Origin of the sequence: Mycobacterium aquaticum (assembly GCF_002086485.1) — a bacterium.
Classification (GTDB): Bacteria; Actinomycetota; Actinomycetes; order Mycobacteriales; family Mycobacteriaceae; genus Mycobacterium; species Mycobacterium aquaticum.
The window spans coordinates 45,994-61,314 of the sequence record NZ_MVHF01000031.1; the positions used below are offsets into that span (position 1 = coordinate 45,994).

General features: G+C 65.9%; 12 protein-coding genes. 1 reads left to right on the forward strand and 11 read right to left on the reverse strand.

What is annotated here, in order from left to right; genetic code table 11:
• Positions 1-57 precede the first annotated feature (57 nt).
• A complete protein-coding gene (locus tag BST13_RS25450; protein WP_281254767.1) occupies positions 58-3,180 on the forward strand; it encodes an arabinosyltransferase domain-containing protein in 3,123 nt (1,040 codons plus the stop codon).
• A gap of 89 nt (positions 3,181-3,269) precedes the next feature.
• Here BST13_RS25450 and BST13_RS25455 read toward each other — a convergent pair whose 3' ends face one another.
• Genes BST13_RS25455 through BST13_RS25505 form a run of 11 tightly spaced genes read right to left on the reverse strand, consistent with a single transcriptional unit; the run spans position 3,270 to position 15,320 of the window.
• Positions 3,270-3,938 carry a YoaK family protein gene (locus BST13_RS25455; RefSeq protein ID WP_083166820.1) on the reverse strand — a complete coding sequence of 223 codons (669 nt, stop codon included), beginning with the start codon at positions 3,936-3,938 and terminating at the stop codon, positions 3,270-3,272.
• A 16-nt stretch (positions 3,939-3,954) separates the two neighbouring features.
• Positions 3,955-4,941, reverse strand: coding sequence for an ICP22 family protein (locus BST13_RS25460; RefSeq protein ID WP_083166821.1), 987 nt, complete (start codon positions 4,939-4,941; stop codon positions 3,955-3,957).
• Positions 4,908-5,459, reverse strand: a complete 552-nt coding sequence (locus BST13_RS25465; RefSeq protein WP_083166823.1) for a mammalian cell entry protein — start codon at positions 5,457-5,459, stop codon at positions 4,908-4,910. Before BST13_RS25465 ends, BST13_RS25460 begins: the two co-directional genes overlap by 34 nt.
• Positions 5,456-6,451: an RDD family protein gene (locus BST13_RS25470; RefSeq protein ID WP_083166824.1), complete on the reverse strand. Its 996-nt coding sequence runs from the start codon at positions 6,449-6,451 to the stop codon at positions 5,456-5,458. The genes BST13_RS25465 and BST13_RS25470 overlap by 4 nt, the downstream gene beginning before the upstream one ends.
• Positions 6,448-7,137 carry a hypothetical protein gene (locus tag BST13_RS25475; protein WP_083166826.1) on the reverse strand — a complete coding sequence of 230 codons (690 nt, stop codon included), beginning with the start codon at positions 7,135-7,137 and terminating at the stop codon, positions 6,448-6,450. Before BST13_RS25475 ends, BST13_RS25470 begins: the two co-directional genes overlap by 4 nt.
• Positions 7,107-8,666 carry an MCE family protein gene (locus BST13_RS25480; RefSeq protein WP_083166827.1) on the reverse strand — a complete coding sequence of 520 codons (1,560 nt, stop codon included), beginning with the start codon at positions 8,664-8,666 and terminating at the stop codon, positions 7,107-7,109. Before BST13_RS25480 ends, BST13_RS25475 begins: the two co-directional genes overlap by 31 nt.
• Positions 8,667-8,669: 3 nt before the next feature.
• Positions 8,670-9,842, reverse strand: coding sequence for a virulence factor Mce family protein (locus BST13_RS25485; protein ID WP_083166829.1), 1,173 nt, complete (start codon positions 9,840-9,842; stop codon positions 8,670-8,672).
• Entirely contained in the window at positions 9,842-11,485 is a 1,644-nt protein-coding gene (locus tag BST13_RS25490) for a virulence factor Mce family protein (protein ID WP_083166830.1), read from the reverse strand. Before BST13_RS25490 ends, BST13_RS25485 begins: the two co-directional genes overlap by 1 nt.
• Positions 11,486-11,494: 9 nt before the next feature.
• On the reverse strand, positions 11,495-13,075 hold the full coding sequence (locus BST13_RS25495) for a virulence factor Mce family protein (RefSeq protein WP_083166882.1): 1,581 nt from the start codon (positions 13,073-13,075) through the stop codon (positions 11,495-11,497).
• The gene (locus tag BST13_RS25500; RefSeq protein WP_083166832.1) at positions 13,072-14,103 is read right to left on the reverse strand and encodes a virulence factor Mce family protein; all 1,032 of its coding nucleotides are present in this window, start codon (positions 14,101-14,103) and stop codon (positions 13,072-13,074) included. The genes BST13_RS25495 and BST13_RS25500 overlap by 4 nt, the downstream gene beginning before the upstream one ends.
• Positions 14,100-15,320 carry an MCE family protein gene (locus BST13_RS25505; RefSeq protein ID WP_083166833.1) on the reverse strand — a complete coding sequence of 407 codons (1,221 nt, stop codon included), beginning with the start codon at positions 15,318-15,320 and terminating at the stop codon, positions 14,100-14,102. Before BST13_RS25505 ends, BST13_RS25500 begins: the two co-directional genes overlap by 4 nt.
• Between the last annotated feature and the right edge of the window lies 1 nt (position 15,321).

Sequence of the window (15,321 nt, forward strand, 5' to 3'; positions counted from 1 at the left end):
CTTGACCGTAACAGTTGTTTCATATATTGGTTGTGCAATGGGCGGGAACATCATTCAGTGAAGGCGTGGCGCTGGGTAGCGATCGTCGCCGGCCTGATCGGTTTTGTGCTCAGTGCACTCACGCCCATCCTGCCGGTGGTGCAGACGACGGCGACACTGAACTGGCCCCAGGACGGCCGGCTCGGCAACGTGACCGCGCCGCTGATCACGCTGACGCCGGTATCGCTGACAGCGACAGTGCCCTGCGCACTGGTGCAGCAGATGCCGGCCGACGGCGGCCTGATATTCGGCACCATTCCCGCCGACGGCAAAGACGCCGGTCTCAACGGGCTGTTCGCCACCGTCAGCAAGAACCGCGTCGACGTGCTGGTGCGCAATGTCGTGGTTGCCACCATCGCGCGCAGCGACGCGACGCACTGCAGTCGCATCGACATCACGTCGTCGCTCGACGGGACATTCGCCACCTTCGTCGGCCTCCCCGGCCCCGACGGTGCCGATCGACGGACCGGCTACGCCGACCCGAACCTGCGGCCACAGATCGTCGGCGTGTTCACCGATCTGAGTGGCCCTGCGCCGGAGGGGCTTTCGGTGTCGGCGACCATCGACACCCGCTACACCACCTCGCCCACGCCGCTGAAGCTCGCGGCGATGCTGATCGGGATGACGGCCACCGTCATCGCACTCGTGGCACTGTGGCAGCTCGACCGGCTCGACGGTCGCCGGATGCAGCGGTGGATCCCCACCCGGTGGCGCACGTTCACCTGGGTCGACGCAACCGTCATCGCGGTGTCGCTGTACTGGTACGTCGCGGGCGCGGGCGCCTCCGACGACGGCTATCAGATGCAGATGGCGCGCGTCGCCGGGCACGCCGGGTACATGTCGAACTACTTCCGATGGTTCGGCAGCCCCGAGGACCCGTTCGGCTGGTACTACAACCTGCTCTCCGTCATGACGCATGTCAGCGACATGAGCCTGTGGATTCGGTTGCCAGACCTGTTCTGCGCGTTGGTGTGCTGGCTGCTGCTGTCCCGGGAGGTCTTGCCGCGCCTGGGACCCGCGGTGGCGGCGAGCAGACCGGCGCTGTGGGCCGCGGCGTTCGTGTTGATCGCCGCGTGGATGCCGTTCAACAACGGTCTACGGCCAGAAGGCCAGATCGCGGCCGGCGCACTGATCACCTACGTCCTCATCGAACGGGCCATCATCTCCAGCCGGGTCACCCCAGCGGCGTTGGCGGTCGTGACGGCCGCCTTCACCCTCGGGATCCAGCCGACCGGACTGATCGCGGTCGCAGCGCTGGTCGCCGGCGGGCGTCCACTGTTGCGGATCTTCGTCGCCCGGCACCGGATGATCGGCACATGGCCACTGCTGGCACCCCTGCTGGCCGCCGGTTTCGTGGTCCTGACCGTAGTGTTCGCCGACCAGACGTTCGCCGCGGTGCTGGAGGCCACCCGGGTGCGCACCGCGATCGGCCCCAGCCAGCCCTGGTACACCGAGAACCTGCGGTACTTCTACCTGGTGCTGCCGACCACCGACGGTGCTCTGTCACGACGGTTCGGCATCCTGATCACGATGGCGTGCCTGTTCCCGTCCATGGTGTTGTTCTTGCGCCGCAAGAAGATTCCCGGCATCGCGACAGGCCCCGCGTGGCGGTTGATGGGCATCATCTTCGCGACCATCTTCTTCCTCACGTTCACGCCGACGAAGTGGATCCACCACTTCGGACTGTTCGCCGCGGTGGGTGCTGCGATGGCAGCGCTGGCCACGGTGCTGATGGGGCCGACGATCGTGCGATCGGCGCGCAACCGAATGGCCTTCCTCTCCGCCGTATTGTTCGTTGTGGCAATGTGTTTCGCGTCCACCAACGGCTGGTGGTATGTGTCGAGCTACGGCGTTCCATTCAACGACAGCACACCGCACCTGGGACCGGTCACCGTGAGCAGCGTGTTCTTCGGGCTCTTCCTCTTGACGGCGTTCTACGCCGCGCTGCTGCACATCATGCCGACGACGCGGCCCGAACGACGCTTCGTCCGCATGCTCACCACCGCGCCGGTGCCGATCGCCGCCGGGTTCATGGTGATCGTGTTCGTTGCCTCCCTGACCATCGGCATGGTCCGCGAATACCCGACATACTCCAACGGCTGGGCCAACATTCGAGAGCTCAGCGGAGGCTGCGGCCTGGCCGACGATGTGCTCGTCGAACCCGATCCGAACGTGGGATTCCTGACCCCCGAACCCGGCGGCTACGGCCCGCTGGGCCCGTTGGGCGGCGACGCCCCCGTCGGGTTCAGCCCCGGCGCATTGCCCGAACACATTGTGGCCGAGTCGGTCTGGCAGACCAATGCCCAACCCGGCACCGACTCCGACTGGAGGGCAGCACCCCCGCTGCCCTACGGCCTGGATCCGGCACGCGTTCCGGTGCTGGGCAGCTTCACCGTCGGGCCGCAACAACCCAGCACGTTGACCTCGGCGTGGTACCGCCTACCTGCCGCCGACGACGCACACCCGCTCGTGGTGGTGACCGCCGCGGGGACCATCACCGGCAACAGCGTGCTCTACGGCCACACCGAAGCCCAAACCGTCGCACTGGAATACGGACGCGTCGGCCCCGAAGGGAAACCCCTGCCTGCCGGACGGCTGACGCCGTACGACATTGGTCCCCAACCGTCTTGGCGATCCCTACGGTTCCCGCGGGCGCAGATTCCGGCCGACGCAGATTATGTGCGCGTGATCGCCGACGATCGCTCGCTGAATCCCGGCGACTGGGTTGCCGTCACCCCGCCCCGGGTGCCCGAATTACGGTCGCTGCAGGAATATCTGGGCTCCACTCAACCGATCCTGCTCGACTGGATGGTGGGCCTGGTGTTCCCCTGCCAGCACCCGATGCTGCATGCCGACGGAGTGACCGAGGTACCGAGATACCGCATCTCACCGGACTATCCGGCCAAGCTGCAGAACCCCGACACCTGGCAGGAAGGCCGCAACGGCGGGCTGCTCGGCATCTCGGATGTGCTGTTGCGCGCCCACGTCATGCCCACCTACCTGTCCCGTGACTGGGGCCGCGACTGGGGATCGCTGCGCAAGTTCGACACCGTCGTCGACGCCCAGCAAGCCCGCATCGACCTCGGCACCGCCACCCGGTCCGGGCTGTGGTCGCCCGGGCCGGTCCGGATCGAACCCTAGCCCTCTGACTTCGGACGCCGAATGGCCAGTTACTGCACGGTTTTTCATGATTTTGCGTGCACAACTGGCCACTCGCCGGAAAACGGGTCTTAAGAGCCGAACCGGAAGATCGCCGCACTCGCGGCAATCACCAACGCCGCCAACGCGATCACCGGCGCCACCGTGAAGAGCGTCAGCGATGCACCGACCATGGCGCCGGCCATCATGGTGGCCACCACGCCATAGCGCAGCTTCTCCCGGTCGCCGGTACCGCCGGCCAATCTACTGTCGAGCCCGATGCCCACGATCGTCTGTGTGAGCACGGTGGTGCTGAGTTCCTGGATGCCGAACTGCCGCGCGGTGGCGTTCTGGATACCGAAGGTGATCGCCAGCCCCGAGATGAGAATCAGCTTGCGGTTGTCCTGGTAGTCGAGCACGCCGGCGCCGGCGAGGACCGAAAGTGTCAGCAGCATGAGCACTTCCACCGAATGCGTGACGGTCAGCCATCGCCTCGGATTGCCCTGCAGGTGACGTGCGAACCGGCCACCCACCACGGTGCCCGCGACGAAGCTGACGAACGCGACGACGGCCGCCGCCAGGTCCACGCCCGAATGCGGCACCAACCAGAAGCCCAGGAAGATCACGTTGCCGGTCATGTTCGCGACGAACACATGGCCGAGCACCAGCACACTGATCGCGTCGACGATGCCGGTCGCGAAGGTCAGCAGCAGTAGCGCGGTGACGGTCAGCCGGTGCGATACCGGTGACTGGATGCCCATCGCCCGAGGTTCCGGGTTACAGCTGCGGTGACAGATCCAGTTTGGTCAGTGCGGGCATTTGCGTTATCCGCCAATTACTTCCGTCCCGCTTGAGCGTCACCCGGTAGGACAGATAGCGCAGTGACGGGATGTTCTTGGTGACCGGGCTCGTCGACACCGAGTTGGTGTAAACGATCGCAGTGGCCTCGTTGGGTCCGATGCTCTCCACCGCCGTGCCCATCACCTGCGTGTTGCTGGAGACCTGCGCCTGCTTGTTGGTCGGCACGATCGAGTCGACGAAGGTCCGATACTGCGCGGCGAAATCACCCGACAGGTACTGCGACGCACGCTGCGGCAGCGAGTCGATGTTGTCAGGCGTGTACGTCCACAGCGTGGTGATCGCGTTAGCCGAGGTCTCTGCGACCTTCAGCTTGGTCGCGACGAGGGCTTGGTCAGCAAGGTACGGCTGCACCATCGCTCCCGCGAACGCCCCCGCCGCCACGAACAACGCCGCGGCGCCTGCCGCCACGTACGTCAATCGCTTCCCGGCCGGCCGGAACGGGACCATGACAGTCTCGACGGTCTCATCCTCGGAGGCCGCTGAGTCCTCGGATTCCGCTGAGTCCTCGGAGGCCGCTGAGTCCTCGGATTCGGTTGATTCCTCGGATTCGGCAGATTCGTCGGCAGATTCGTCCGCGACGGGTTCCTCCACAACCTCGTCCGCGACGGGCTCAACAACCTCGTCGTCCTCATCCGCGGGCTCCGCCACGTCGGCCGTCTCGTCACTGACCGCCTCCCCGCGGCGCCCCTTGCCGACCGGAGTCCGTGGCTTGGGCCGCGCTTCCGGCGACGGCGTGCTCGTCGAGCTCTGCTCAGCCGACGACTCGTCGCCCGCCGTCTCATCAGGCGACGCCTTGGGCTTGCGCTGCCACGGCATCCGACGACGGCGCCGCTGGGCGGCCGAGCCCTCCGGGCTCGATGTCTCGGTGGTCAGATCACCTGATTCAGTTGGCTGATCTTCCACTGCTGTCCCTCTCGAATCGTCGTGACCACCCACCGGGCGCCACTTGCAATCGTTGACTTGCCGTCCGGTGACCGCGTGCTGGTCTTGACGGCGATCAACACGTCAGCGCTGCCATTGTCGTTCCAGCGTTGGATGCCCGCGTCCTCCACGGTGCCCTCCGTCGGCTCGGCACGAGCCACCTGGACGACGATCTCGTTCTCTTTGTCCTTGAACATCTTCGCGAAGTCGCCGGTGCCCTGTGCCGCGATACGGTCGGCGTAGTCATTGGCGTGGTACGGATCGATCGTCGTGTACATCGTCATGAACTCACGCACATATCCGAGTGCCGCGGCGTCCTTGCCCTTCACCCGGTCGCCGGACACATGGCGTACCAGCATGACGGTGCCGCCGGCGATGGCCGCCGCGACCAGCACCGCCGACAGCACGGCCACCAACGGCAGCCCCCACCGCTTGGGCGGTTTCGGTTGCACGGCAAAGTAATCCGGCTCTGACGTGTCGATCCTGCGGCGTGGGCTCATTGTCCCGCCCCGCTCATCTGTGGCTTGGTGAGCACGGTCAGGTTGTCCACGCGCCACTGCCCGTCGATCTTGTGAAAGTCCACCCGCACGGTTGCGGTGAGGAACTTGAGGTTCTTCGGATCGATGCCGCGCTGGCCCTGCAGCGCCAGCAACATGGTCCCCTCGGTTTTGCTCGACTCGGGCAACACCGCGCTACTCACGGCCCAGTATTCGTTGGTGTTGGGCCCGGCTTTGCGGACGGCCGCCTGCTGCACCACGAGCTGCGGACGGTAGTTGTCGGTGGTCAGGTTGAGCGCCTTGGCGAAATCCTGGTCCATGGAGTCCACGCCGTAGCTCAGCAGTTGTTCGACGATCCGCGGGCCCTGATCGGCCAGCTGGGCCCGGGCCTGCTCGACCGCGAGTTCCTGGCGGTACGAGCCGAAATATCCCAGCCCCACCGCAGCTGCAGACACCAGCACGCCTGCCAGCAGAACGATCGCGGCCCGGCGCCGGACATCGCGCACACCTTCGTCAGGCACACCGACACGGTGGACCTCTGTGCGGACCAGCAGATCGGCGAACGTTCGCTTACGGCTGTCCCACAACGGCCACAACCAGCCGATACACACCGCAGCAGTGTCCACCAGATGGGCGAGCTCACGCAGCGTCAACCGCACCAGTCCGGCCTCACCGCCATCGGCAGTCGTCACGCGGATGCCGGTCACTGCCCGCCCCACGGTCCAGCCGGTTTTGGTGGGCAGCGCGACGCGGTTGACCAGCATTGCGATCATCACCACGACGGCCACGCCGGCGTACACCCACCACAGCCAGCCGTAGGTCGGCGCCGCGAAGGCCAGCACAGCCAGCGTCGCGATCACACCGACCCCCAGCAGCACATCGATCGCGAACGCTCCTGCGCGCAGCGGCCATGACGCCGGCTGCGGCTCCGGGGCGCCGTCCGCAGCCGGCGAGTCGACGGTGTCCGACGAAGGGGTGTCCAACACGGCCGTCACGAGGTGACCTGGTCGAGCCTGGCCACCTTGTAGACACCGTCGTCAAGTGCCATCTTCACCCGCAGCCGGTAGCCCTGCTCCTCGTTGGACTTCTCGGTGTTGCTGACGACGACACGGACCGCGACCAACAGATCCATCGAACCGTCGTCGTTGTGCTTCTCCACCGCGGCACGCATATCGGACACCTGCACCTTGACGTTCGCCGCCTGGTAGGCCTCCATCAGCATGCTGCTGTACAGCACTGACTGGGCACCGAAATCACCGGTCGAACATTCGATGATCTTGGTCTGCGCCGCCGTCATGGCCGCCGTGTCGGGTGCCTGCGTGGCCGTCACACAATCTTTGGCCGCCTGCAGCGCGGAAGCCTCGTCGCGGGCGATCTGCTCGCTCTCGGCGTGCGACCGCAGGGCGAGGTAACCGCCGGTCCCGGCCAGCGCGGTCAGGACGAGCAGACCTGCACTGATCGCGGCCATCGCGCCCCGGCCCAGCCGGGACAGACGCCGCTCGACGTCGGAACTCGACTCGGCTTCCGGCTCGTCCGCACCCTCCGCAGCTTCCGGCTCGCTGGAATGCTCGACATCCTGCTCACTGGAGTGCTCTACGGCCTCCTCGGGGCGAGATTCTGGGTGTTCGGGGTCCTGCTGGTCGGCGAGGTTCAGCCGGCTGGTGCCAGCATCTCCTTCCATCCGTCATCTCCTGGTTTATTCGAGTTGGTGACGGAGTACTTCACACCGCCTGGACCGACCACCTCGCCGCTTGACGGGCTATAGGTCGCGGTCGAACCTGCTGCCGGAGTGTAGATGCAGGGGTTCGGCTGCTGTCCACTGCAACTGACGCTACCGCCTCGCGGTGCGGTCAGCGGATCGCTGGTCGGAGCCGATCCGCCCACTTCAGGCGGTGGCAACATACTCGCAGGCAACGGGTTCAACCCGGTGTTGACCGAGGGCGCGGGGATCACCCGGCCAGGGTCCACAGGTTGATCGCATCGCGCGGCCGGGGCCGGGCAGTTGCGGATCTGGTTCGGGTCGCCGTACCACGGGTTGGTGCCCAGCGGGACGTACGGCTCGTTGCTGCGGCATTCGATCGGGGTGGCGGCCCGCTTGCCCGGAACGTCGGCACACGGGTAGTTACGGGCACCGCGGACGGCGTTCTGCGCGTCCTTGGGGATCTTGCAGTACAGGCCCGACGGCAGCGGCGCCGTCGTGGTGTCGGCGGGCGCCCGCCATTGCGACGCCGGCAGGAAGCCGGTGAGGCACGGCGGCGGCATGTTGATACCGAGGCCGAAGTGCAGCAGGCCCTCGGGGGCGAAGATGGTCGCGGTCTGCGCGATCGCGGCACCCTGAGGGAGGACCACCAGCACCTGCTCGACGTTCTTGTTGTAGCGCTTGAGCATGTCGATGACGATCTCGAGGTTCGCCAGTGTCTGCGGTAGCGACTCCCGGACGTCGCTGAACACCGCGTTCAACTGATCGGCCGTCGGTGCGGCCTGCTCGATGCTGCTCCGCAGTGCCGCATCGTTCTGGGCGGTCTGGGCCGAGATGGTGTTCAGGTTCCTCGCCCAGCGCGAGATCGCGTCACCCGAATTCACCTGGCTGTCGATGATCGGCCCGGAGTTGGTGACGATGTCGTTCACCGGGTCGAGGTTGTCCTTGAAGTCGCTCGCGATGGACTGCGTCGAATCGACCAGGCGCTGCAGTGACGGACCAAGGCCGCCAACCGCTTTCGCGGTCTCGTCGAGCAGAACCCCGATCTTCTCCTTCGGCAGCACCGACAGTCCGTGCTCGGCGGCGTCCAGAGCGGGCCCCACCTCGGAAGGCACGGAGCCCTTGGTGATGGTGTCGCCCGAGGCGAAGTAGGCCTTCGACTCCCCGGGGGAGATCAGGTCGATGAACTGCTCACCGACCGCCGACACCGAGTGCACGTTGGCCGTGGCGTCGGTGGGGATCTTGTACCGGTTGTAGATGTTCATCTGGATCCGGGCACCGGTCTCGGTGGGCTCCACCGAGGTGACCTTTCCAATGGTGGTGCCGCGGTAGGTGACGTTGGCCGTCTTGTACAGGCCCGCCGAGTTCGGCAACTCAGCGTTGAGGTTGTACATCCCCACGCCTGCCCACGTGGGCAGACGCAGGAACACCAGACCGAGCACCACCAGCGCGACCAGCGTCAGCGTCAGGAAGATGACGAGCTGCATCTTGATGAAGCGGGTCAGCAGCATCTTTCACTCCCCCCTTTCCACCAGCGGGCCACCAGGCACATCGTGCGGGTTCGGCGTGAACCGCACATCCGGGATCATCGTGTTCGGATCCCGGCCCCAGGCCTGTTCCAGCGCCCGCAGCATGCCCGAGACACCGGTACCGGACAGGATCGCGTTGTCCACCGAACTCAGCGTCAGGTCCAGGTTCAGCGACACGTTGATGTAGTCGCCGCGGATGGCCTTCGGGATGTTGTCGATGTTGAACGGCACCGTCAGCAGCAGCTTGAGTGCGCCCACGAGGTACGGGGCTGCCCGGCTGAGCTGCTTGAGCGGACGCTGCAGGTTCTGCAGGTTGGTGTGCAGGTTGGCGTTGCTGCCCGACAGCGTCGTGTCGGCCGCGGCCGACAGCCGGCCCAGCGCGGTCACCGCATCGGCGAACAGGTCACGGGTATCGGCGAAATGCTGGATCAGCGGCGGGAACTCGGTGAGCACCCGGTCCAGCGTGTCGTTGCGCTGCGCCACGATGTTGAGCAACTGATTCGTCGAATCGATCGCCCGCGTGATGTCGGCGCGCTGCTGGTTGAGCTCATTGGTGAAGGTGTCCAGCTGCCCCAGGAACTGCCGGATCTGGTCGGCCCGGCCGTTGAGGATGTTGAACACCTCGGTCTGGATCACCTCGATGTTCGGGATGCCACCGCCGGTGAGGATGCCGGAGATGCCTGCCAGCGTCCGCTCGATCGTCGGGTATGCCGAGGACTGCGCCAGCGGGATGGTGTCGCCGCTGCGCAGCATCTCCTTGGACGGATTCTGATCCGGCGGGTTGAGCTCGATGTGCTGCGAACCCAGCAAGCTGGTCTGGCCGATCTTGGCCAGCGTGTTCTTCGGCAGCTCGATGCCCGGCTCCAGATCGAGCGTCAGCGTGGGCACCCAGTTGACCAACTCGATGCTGCGGACCCGGCCCACGAACACGTCGCGGACCCGCACCCGGCTGTTGGCGTTGAGCGCCAACGTTTCCGGCATCTGCACGTACAGGGTGGTGTGGCCACCCTCGGTGCCCGGTCCACCCGGCAGCGGGACGTTGGCGATGCCACGCCACTGGCCACATGAGGTCAGCATCAGCGTTGCGGCCGCCAGCACGGCCAACCGCAAGCCGACCTTCCTGGGTGCCACCCTCTTGGGCAGCCTGATCCCACGCATTACGACCCTCCTGCCTCTGCGGGCAACGGCGGCCCACTCGGTGCGGGTGCGGGTGCCGGGGCGGCCGGAGCCGCCGGGGCGATGGCTGACAACGGATCTCCTGGGATGACGCCTGGCGCCGGTCCCGGCGGGGGCCCGGGCTGCGGGTACCAGGGCGGTGGCAGCGGGTTGTTCTGGTCGTAGGCATTGGGCGGACCCGGAAGGTTGCCACCCGGAGGTGCCCCGAAGGCAGGCGGGGCCGGCGGGGCCACGATGTCAGGGCCACCCATCAACTCGGCCAACGACTCCGGCGTCAGCATGTTCTGGGTGAACGGCTGCACCTGCACACCCTGCATGCCCGGCGCGACCGTCCAGCCCGGCTCGTGGTTGCCGTGCGAGAACAAGGTGTCACGCGCCCAGATGCCCGGAACTGTCGTGTCCTTGTAGCCGCCCGGAGGCTGCAGCCGCGGCTCGGAGTACGCGATCTGCTTGGGCAGCGTCATCGCGGTAGTGGCCAGGTTCATGCCGAACGGCAGGAAGTTGAACTTGATGGCATCGAGGATCGGCGCCAGGTACTGCGCACACAACTCCGCCGAATCCTGGTAGCCCAGCCGGCTTCCCGCCTGAATCGAGCTGCAGATGAACTGCAAAGGGTTGGAGAAGTTGGTCAGGCCCGGCAGCACCGGCAGACCGATGATGCCGCCCTGGTTGGGCGCGACGATGTTGACCACGTTGGCGGCCAGGTTCGGGTACGCGTGCAGGCCCGTCTCGAGGCCGTTGCGCGGTTCCGGCTGCAGGATCGCGGTGGTGGCCTCTTCGAGGTTGTTGACGTCGTGGGTCAGCACGCCACCGTTCTTGTCCAAGAACTGACGCGTGGTCTTGAGCACCTGGTTCAGGTTCTGCACCGCGCCCGCCAACTCGTCGTCTTTGGAGAAGTAGTTGGTGAACTGCGCCAGGTCGTTGTTGAGCGCGACGAACTGCTGATCGCTCTTGTGCAGGGCGTTGACGAACAGCGCCAGGCTCTTGACGATCGTGAAGAAGTCCCCGCGCCCCTGGTTCAGGGTGGTCAATGCCTCCGAAAGGCCGCTCAGCGTGCGGTTGAGCTGCTCACCCTTACCGGCGAAGCCGTCGGCGAACGACTCGACGATGTCACCGAACGGGCCCTTGGGTTGTTCGGGCGTCGGGCCAAGATCGTGGAGCAGACGCGTCACCTGGTTGCGCAGCTCGTCGTACTCGATGGGGATCTGGGTCCGGTCCACCGGGATGACCGCGCCGTCCTGCATCTGCGGGCCGCCGGTGTAGGGCGGCGACAGCTGGATGACGCGCGAGGCCACCAGGCTCGGGTTCAACACAGAGGCGCTGGCGTTCTCCGGCACCTTGTACTTGTTGTTGAAGTGGAAGACCACCTTCATCTTGTCGCCGGCGGTCTCGATGCTGTCGATCGCGCCGACGCGGACACCCATGATGAGGACCTTGTCGCCGGGATACAGCGCAAGCACCTCGGGGAAGTACGCCGTGACCGTCGTGTTGGTCAGCTTCTTGTAGAGGCTGATACCGAAGTAGCCGACCGCGAGGGCCACCACAACTGCCAGCGCACCCAAGATCACCGCCAGCCGCGACATGTGCGGCAGCTTCAGGTTTCGGATGTTGAAAATCGTTGACATAGCTCTGGCCTATCCCTGCGACCCTGGCGGAAGGAACGGCGGGTTACCCGGCAACGGAGCCTGGTCCACCGGCGGCAGCTGCGGCCCCGGGCCCGGAGGTGCCGGAGGCGCATTCAGCGGCGGCGGTATCGGCGCGAACCCGGGGACGAACTCGTCGGGCCCGGGCTGCGGGCTGACCGGCACGGTGCGGGCACCCGGCGGACCGGGAGCCAGCGGCGCCGGCGGGGCGCCCGGCTGATCCGGCGGCATCTGGCCCGGGATGGCCGCGCTGGGCACACCCGGCGAATGCGCCACACCATCGGGATTCGGTGCGGACGTCGCCACATCGGGCGGGCCGTAGTTCGGTCCGTACGGGTTGTCACCGAACGGCCCCACGGTTGCGGCCGCACACGGCAGCGGGTTACCCGGAGACGGGATGCCCTGCGCCGTCGGCGTGTACGAGCACGGCGAACCAGGCGGGACGGCAGGCCCGGGATGCTCCGGGGTGCCTTCCAGCGGTGTCGGAGCCGGCGGCGGAGCGCCGTTCTCGAACCGCTTGCCGTTGGGATCCGGGAACCGGAACGCCGGCAGGCCCGCGTTACGCCAGAACTCTTCCGGATCGATGCCGCGCTTCTTGAACGCCGCATCGACGAACGGCTGCAGGATCTGCGGCGGCAGCAGGTTGACGAGCATGACCTTGAAGTACGGGCCCGACGCCAGCGCCTCGGCCAGCGAGGTGATGAACTTGCCCGCGATGCTCAGCGTGTCGGCAAGGTCCTGCTTGCGCTGAACCAGGATGTCGCTGACCGTGCGCAGCTGCTCCAGCACGTGGTTGAGGTTCGGGTTGTCGTTGATCAGGCCCTCGACCTGCTGCGATACCGACGAGACCCGCTCGAGCAGCAAGCTGACGGCCTGGCCACGCTGGTTGACCGCGGCCAGCAGGGTCTGCGCGTTCACCAGCAGCTGGTTGACCTGCGTGCTGCGGTCACCGAGGACCGTGGCGATCTTGTTGGCGTTGGCCAGCAGCTGACGAACCTGATCGTCGCGCTTGCCGATGGTCTCGGAGAACTTGGCCACCCCGTCAAGCGCTGCGCTCAGGTGTGGCGAGGTCTGATCCACCGTCTCCGACAACACGTTCAGCGACTGCTTGACCGATTGGATGTCCCACCCCGAGGCGTTGCGCGTGACATCGAAGATGGCGTCGTAGATCTGGTACGGCGTGGTCGTCTGACCGACCGGCAGTGTCCCGCCCGGCGACAAGGTCTGGTTGCCCCGCGGCTGGATCTCGATGTTCTTGCGACCCAGGATGGTGTCGGTCCGGATGGCGGCCCGGCTGTCGGTGCCGATGGTGCGGCCGCCGAGCGTATAGCCGATCACCACCTTGTCACCGCTGATGTCCATCGTCTTGACGTCACCGACGTCCATACCGGCGATGCGCACCCGGTCACCCACGTTCAGGCCACCGGTGTCGGTGAACTGCGCGTAGTAGGTCGGTACCGCGAAGATCATCGGCACGCTGGTCAGCGTCGAACCCACCCCGATGATGAGCGCGACCACGGCCACGCCCATCAGGCCTTTACGGAACCGGTCGGAACCCTGCAGTGTCCTCATTTCGGCGTGCACCTACCCGACGGCTGCGAAGTGATTCGTACGGTTCGGACGGGGCCGCCCGGCTGCAACCCGTTGAGCTTCAACGAGAGATCACAGGCGTAGAAGTTGAAGAAGTCACCGTAGATGCCACCAGCGCGGCCGATGATCTTCAGTGCTGCCGGAATCTGGACCAGGATGTCGTTGACCTCCTGCTTCTGGTCGATCAGTGGCTTCTGGATGACGTCGAGATAGCCCAGCGTGTCGTGCAGCAGCGGCCGGTTGTCGCTCAGCAGGTCGGCGAGTGAACCCGCCGCGTTGCTGATGTTGGCCACCGAGGCGCCGATCGGATCGGCCCGGTTCTTCAGGCCGGTGATCAGCGTCTCGAAGTTCTTCAATGTGTCGTCGAACTGCTTCTGATGCTTGACCGTGGTGTCCAGGACGATGTTGAGGTTCTTGATCACCTCGCCGATGGCCTGATCGCGGTCGGCGATCGTGGAGGTCAGCTGCGAGGTCTGGTCCAGGATGTCGTTGATGGTGCCGCCCTGACCCTGGAAGACCGTGATCAGCGACTTGGCGATGGTGTTCACCTTGTCCGGGGCCAGCGAGTTGAACAGCGGCCGGAAGCCGCCGACCAGGGCATCGAGGTCCAGCGCCGGCTGGGTGCGTTCGAGCGGAATGGTGCTGCCCGGCGGGATGATCTTGTTGCTCTCGCCGCGCTTGAGCTCCAGATAGCGGTTACCGATCAGGTCCTGGTAGCGGATCGCCGCGGTGGTCTGGTCGAACAACGGCAACGACTTCTCGACGGTGAACTTGACCTCGGCCTGCTCGCCGCCGTTGATCAGGTCGACCTTGGAAACCTTGCCGACCTCGACGCCGGCGGCCCGGACGAACTGCCCGCTACGCAGACCGCTGACGTTCTTGAACACCGCCGAGTACTCGTTGGTGCTGTTGAACCGGATCTGACCGAACACCACGAAGATGAGCGCGGTGAACGTGAGCAACACCAGGGAGAAGATCCCCAGTTTGATGAGTGTGCCCTTGATGCTCATGGGTTGATCGTGTTCTCCCCCACTTGGCGGCCCCACACGTACTCGGCCGTCAACGGCTGACCGAGGTCGAAGTGGTTGTACGGCGCGATCGACGCTCCGGTGTCCATCACCAGGTACGGCATCGGCCACAGGTCACGGGTAATGGGCTGCCAGCAGCCCGGCCGGCCCTCGGGGCCGCCCTTGGCGTTCACCCGAGGCAGGTTGTCGGGATAGACGTATTTGTTACCGACGCCGACGACGAGCGAGTGCGTCAGCAGCGAATAGCCGTTACCGCCAAGGGCGGCAGCCAGTTTCGGTGCGGCGTCGTGGAAGTTGCGGATGGTGCAGAACAACGCCGGGCTGTACTTGTCCAGCAGCGCCGAGGTCGGCAGCAGGTCCTGGGCGCCACGCACCAGGTAGGGGCCGCCGCGCTCGAAGATGTCACCACCGGTGTTGCCGAACCCGACCGCGGCCACCAGCGCCTGATCGAGGTTGCCACGCTGATCATTGAGGGTGTGCGCTGTTGTCACCGCGTTGGTCAAGCCGTTCCACAGATCCGGTGAAGCGTTCGCGTACACCTCGCTCAGATCGGCCAGGGCAGTGATGTCGTGCCGGATCTGCGGCATGCGCGGGTTCAGGTCGGCCAGGATGGTGTTGCCGTTGACGATCGACTGCCCGAACTTGTCGCCGAGGCCGTCGAGGGCCTGGGCGGTCGCGGTCAGGGTCTCGTTCAGCTTGATCGGATCGACCTGCTCGGAGATCTTCGTGATGGTCTCGAACAGCGTGTTGAACTCCGTCGTCACACCCTGGGCCTGAATCGGAGTATCCGCGGAGACCCGCTCCGGAGACGGATTCGGCGGCGAGATGAACGAGATGTATTTGTTGCCGAACACCGTGGTGGCCCGCAACTCGGCGTCCACGTTCTGCGGGATGAGATGCAGGTACTTCGGGTCGACGTCCAGGATCAGCTTGGCTTCGGGGTTGTCGTTGACCTCGACCACGTTGACCGTGGCCAGCCTGCCGATCGGCACCCCGTTGTAGGTGACCTTCGAACCCGGGTCCATCGACAAACCGGCCCGGCCGGACAGGACCGTCAGCTGCGTCTTGGGCTCGAATGCCCCGCGGAACTGGAACCAGGTCAGGACCAGGACCAGTGCGGTCACGAGGGCCAAGACGAGCCCCGCCAGCTTGTACGGCGGGGTCTTCGACTTGTTCAGCGGGGCGTGCGGCGCGGTCATG

Bases quoted from the DNA above. Each gene is read 5' to 3' on its own strand.
- BST13_RS25475 (WP_083166826.1), bottom strand. From the start codon at position 7,137: ATGGAAGGAGATGCTGGCACCAGCCGGCTGAACCTCGCCGACCAGCAG.
- BST13_RS25480 (WP_083166827.1), bottom strand. From the start codon at position 8,666: ATGCTGCTGACCCGCTTCATCAAGATGCAGCTCGTCATCTTCCTGACG.
- BST13_RS25455 (WP_083166820.1), bottom strand. From the start codon at position 3,938: ATGGGCATCCAGTCACCGGTATCGCACCGGCTGACCGTCACCGCGCTA.
- BST13_RS25495 (WP_083166882.1), bottom strand. From the start codon at position 13,075: ATGAGGACACTGCAGGGTTCCGACCGGTTCCGTAAAGGCCTGATGGGC.
- BST13_RS25490 (WP_083166830.1), bottom strand. From the start codon at position 11,485: ATGTCAACGATTTTCAACATCCGAAACCTGAAGCTGCCGCACATGTCG.
- BST13_RS25505 (WP_083166833.1), bottom strand. From the start codon at position 15,320: ATGACCGCGCCGCACGCCCCGCTGAACAAGTCGAAGACCCCGCCGTAC.
- BST13_RS25465 (WP_083166823.1), bottom strand. From the start codon at position 5,459: ATGAGCCCACGCCGCAGGATCGACACGTCAGAGCCGGATTACTTTGCC.
- BST13_RS25500 (WP_083166832.1), bottom strand. From the start codon at position 14,103: ATGAGCATCAAGGGCACACTCATCAAACTGGGGATCTTCTCCCTGGTG.
- BST13_RS25485 (WP_083166829.1), bottom strand. From the start codon at position 9,842: ATGCGTGGGATCAGGCTGCCCAAGAGGGTGGCACCCAGGAAGGTCGGC.